This window comes from Crossiella sp. S99.2, assembly GCF_023094165.1.
Taxonomy (GTDB): domain Bacteria; phylum Actinomycetota; class Actinomycetes; order Mycobacteriales; family Pseudonocardiaceae; genus Crossiella.
Window position 1 is genome coordinate 1 of sequence record NZ_JALMDK010000036.1, and the last position, 4,371, is coordinate 4,371.

The 4,371-nt window shown below is 70.5% G+C and carries 3 protein-coding genes; 2 read left to right on the top strand and 1 reads right to left on the bottom strand.

What is annotated here, in order from left to right:
- Positions 1-101 precede the first annotated feature (101 nt).
- Complete coding sequence (locus MZC64_RS47430) at positions 102-743, bottom strand: TetR/AcrR family transcriptional regulator (protein ID WP_247766268.1); 642 nt, start codon at positions 741-743, stop codon at positions 102-104.
- A gap of 197 nt (positions 744-940) precedes the next feature.
- Here MZC64_RS47430 and MZC64_RS47435 point away from each other — a divergent pair, with 197 nt between their 5' ends.
- A complete protein-coding gene (locus MZC64_RS47435; RefSeq protein ID WP_247766267.1) occupies positions 941-2,653 on the top strand; it encodes an FAD-dependent monooxygenase in 1,713 nt (570 codons plus the stop codon).
- Positions 2,654-2,888: 235 nt separating this feature from the next.
- Positions 2,889-4,274 (top strand): neutral zinc metallopeptidase, encoded by a 1,386-nt coding sequence (locus tag MZC64_RS47440; RefSeq protein WP_247766266.1) that lies wholly within the window; start codon positions 2,889-2,891, stop codon positions 4,272-4,274.
- The last annotated feature ends 97 nt before the right edge of the window (positions 4,275-4,371 follow it).

Below are 4,371 nucleotides of genomic sequence, written 5' to 3' on the forward strand. Positions count from 1 at the left end.
GCCCGCAGCCCGCAGCCCGCAGCCCGCAGCCCGCAGCCCGCAGCCCGCAGCCCGCAGCCCGCAGCCCGCAGCCCGCAGCCCGCAGCCCGCAGCGAAGGATGCTAAGCCCGCTGGCCGGCGGCGATCCGCATCGCGATCCCATCCAGCAACAGCCCAAGCCCAAGCTCGAACTGCTGATCGTGCGTCCGGTCCGTGGCCTCAAGCACCCGCCGGGTGACCTCCGGATACCGACCGCTCTCCACCACCTGCTGGATGTAGGGCCCCACGGTGTCGCGCCATTGCTGCTCATCCTGCCCGGTGCGCCGCTGAGCTTCTCGCTCCGCGACCTCGTTGACCACACCGCCGAGCACCAGGCTCGACACGGCGTCGACCAATCCGCATGCCTCGGTCGCGTCGTCGGTCGCTCCGCGTGCCGCGGCAAGGGCAAAGTCCATGTGCCGCAACGCATTCGGACCGATCGGCGGGCGACTGCCCAGCACGGACACGAGCCAGGAGTGCCGCAGCATCAACCGCCGTCCCGCGGTGGCGACCAAGTGCAGGTCCGCCCGCCAGTCACCGGAGGGCTGCTCCGGCAACTCACACTCGCCGTAGACGTGGTCGACCATCAGTTCAAGCAGATCCTCCTTTCCGGACAGTTGCCGGTACAGCGATGTCGTACCTGTCTCCAGTTCGGTGGCCAGGCGCCGCATCGACACCGCGTCCACCCCTTCGGCGTCCGCGACCCGTACCGCCGCGTCCACCATCCGCGCCACCGTCAAGACCGGCCTGCGAGCCCGCTCCACCACCACTGGAATGCGAGTCCACACCACGTCGGCCCTTGGCAGCGGGTTGTCCGCACCACTCATTGCTCGTCCTCAGTCCCGCCGGGTTGACAGCCACCCTAGCCGAAGGGCACAGTGTTGCCAAGTCGGGAACGCCGTTCCCAGCGAAGGGATGGGACATGACCTACGAAGAAGTCACCGTGCTGGTGGCCGGCGCGGGCACGGTCGGCCTGTCAATGGCCGTATTCCTTGCCAGACAAGGAATCCAACCCTTGGTCGTCGAACGGCGCGGCGGTCTGTCCAACCACCCGCGCGCACTCGGCGTGAGCCTGCGCGGCCTCGAACCCCTGCGCGCCGCCGGTCTCGAACCGGCGATTCACACGACCCGGTCCCGCCCTTCCCCGACCGGCCGGGTCACCGTCACCTCGCTCGCCGAGGTGCCCGCGCTGGAGCCGCCCACGGCCACCGAGTCCGGCTTCTTCGGACTGATGGCCGCCGCCGAGGAGATCAGTCCGGTCACCGGTGGCGACCGGGCGCAGGACCAGCTGGACCCGGTGCTTTTCGAGGCCGCCGTCAGCCAGGGCGCGACCGTGCGATTCGGCGTCGAACTGTGCGCGATCGAACCGGACGAGGACGGTGTGACCGCGATCGTGCTCGACCACGCCACCGGCGAACGCGGCCGGATCCGCGCCCGCTACCTGGTGGCCGCGGACGGTGCGCACAGCCGTGTCCGCGCCTGGGCCGGCATCACCACCACCGGACCGGGGCCACTGGGCGGGCACATGATCAACATTCTGTTCCGCGCCGAGCTGAGTTCACTGCTGGCCAACCGGCCTGGCGGGATGTACGAGATCAGGAATCCGCGGGTCTCCGGTCCCCTGTTCTCCGTCGACGGCCAGGACCGCTACGCCCTGCACATCGCCTACGACCCGGCCGCCGGCCAGAGCCCGGCTGACTTCCCACTCGAGCGCTGCCAGGAGCTGGTCGAGGCGGCGATCGGCCGGACGGATCTGCCCGCGGAGGTTCTCAGCGTGCTGCCCTGGCAATCCACCGCGCTGGTAGCCGACCAGTTCTCCACCGGACGGGTCTTCCTCATCGGCGACGCCGCGCACGTGGTGCCACCGACCGGCGGCTTCGGTCTGAACACCGGGATCGCCGACGCGGAGAACCTGGCCTGGAAGCTCGCGATGGCGCACCGCGGGCAGGCCGGGCCCGCGCTGCTGAACAGCTACGACGCCGAACGCAGGCCGTTGGCGCTGTTCACCATGGAGCAGGTCCTCTTACGCAGCGTCAACCGGCGGCTGCACTGGGACTTCAGCAAGATCGCCGAACGCAGTGAACTCGGCATCGCCGAGATCCTGGTGGCTCAGGTGGGGCACCATTACGCCGCCGGAGCGGTGATCTCACCCCGCACCACCTTGCCCTCGCTCACCGAGGTGGTGCTCGACGGCTCGCCCGGCACCAGGGCGCCACACGTGTGGTTACGCCACAACGAAGTCCAGGTCTCCACCCTCGACCTGGTGGCGTCCCGGTTCACCGTCCTGGCCGGCCCGGCAGGTCAGGCCTGGTACGCGGCGGCTGACGCGGCGGCCGAGTCCCTCGGCATACCGGTGACGGCGCATCTGCTCCACCCACACCACGGTCCCGTACTCGACGAGAAAGGAAGGTGGCTCACCGCGACCGGTCTCCCGCAGGACGGCGCACTGCTCATCCGCCCGGACGGCTTCGTCGCCTGGCGCTCACACAGCACAAACTCCGACACCACCAACTCCGACCTGACCAGCTCTGACCCGACCGCGACGCTGACCACCACGCTGCGCCGCATCCTCGCCCGAGAGGAGGTGGCCGCCACGCCCGACAGTCTGGTCGCGGTGCCCCAGCCGAGTGCCTGACCAATCCGCCAGCAGACGACCGCGCGACTGAGCACCGCGAAACCCACCACGTGCATCAGTCGCGACGCACCACAGGCCTTGCCCGGCCAGGCTTCCGCCGATTCCCGTCGGCAGTCCGCACCACCGGCGGAAACCACCTGAACGAGCGGGCCATCGCGACCGAAAGCCGGACGCGGCGAATGTTGATGGCTACCGCATCGGCCACAACAGCCGCCGTTCTCGGCACAATGGTCCGGTGCGGCCACCACTCCGGCGACGATCGTTGCGGCCCAGTCTCGCTGTGCTCGCCCTGACCACGGCGCTGGTCGCCGGGTGCAGTGTGGCGGTGGCGGGCAGTCCGGTCGCCGCCACCGACTCGGTCGCGGTGGATCCCGGATTCGTCCGGGGCACTGACGGCGGGCTGGTCGACCGGCTCGCCGCGACCGCGGTGACCGACATCGGCGAGTACTGGCGGCAGGCTTATCCGGCCACGTTCGGCAAACAGTGGCAGGAGCTGGCCGGCGGCTACTACTCGGTCGACACGACCGACCGGTCCGCCAAGCCGCCACCGTGCGCGGCGCAGGCCATGGAGGTGGAGGGCAACGCCTTCTACTGCGCCTCGGTGGATGCGATCGCCTGGGATCGCTCCGCGCTGTTGCCGGTGTTGCGGGACAAGTACGGCGACGCCGCCGTCGTGCTCGTGCTCGCCCACGAGGTCGGGCACGCGGTGCACCACCGGGCTGGTGTGGGCGCGGAGGAACAACGCAAGCAACCCGAGCAGTATCCGACGATCCTGATGGAGGCCATGGCCGATTGCTACGCCGGAACGTTCGTCCGGTGGGTGTCCGACGGCAAGGCGCCGCACCTGCGGGTCACCGCCGACCAACTGGACTCCGCGCTACGCGCGTTGATCTCCTTCCGGGATCCTGTCGGCACCTCGGAAAGCGATGACGCGGCGCACGGCAACGCCTTTGACCGGGTGGCCGCCTTTCAGGACGGTTACCGGGAAGGAGCCGCGTTGTGCGGGCGGATGACGGTGCAGAACCGCCAGTTCACCCAGCGGGCCTTCACCGACTTCGTAGATCGGGCGCGCGGCGGCAACCTGCCGTTCAAGGACATGCTCGACGCGGTCACCCCGAACCTGTCCGCCTACTTCGGCGAGCTGGTCACCAAGGCCGGGCGCACGTGGCAGGCGCCGCTGGTGCGGCGGGGCACGGTGAACGGCGAGTGCTCGCCGGGAACACAGGGCCCGATCGCCTACTGCCAGGACGGGTCGATCTCGATCGACGTGGACCGGGCCACCGCCCTGCACACCGAGATCGGCGACTACGCCACCGGCACCCTGCTGGCGACCCGCTACGGCTTGGCCGCGCTTGCGGCCCTGGGCCGCCCGGTCGGCGAGCAACGGTCCGGGCAGCAGGCGCTGTGCCTGGCTGGGGCGTACACCGGCTCGGTGCTGCGACCGACCGAGAGTTCCTTCGGCCTGTCACCAGGCGATCTGGACGAGGCCGTGCAGGTGCTGCTGGGCTTCGACTACGCGGCCCGCGACACCGGCGGCCATGGCCTGGCGACCGGGTTTGAACGGGTCGGCGTGTTCCGCACCGGCACGCTCCAGGGCACCAGCGCCTGCGGCGTGCCCTGAGCCGCCAGCCGCCCTGCTGCGCGGGCTGCGGGCTGCGGGCTGCGGGCTGCGGGCTGCGGGCTGCGGGCTGCGGGCTGCGGGCTGCGGGCTGCGGGCT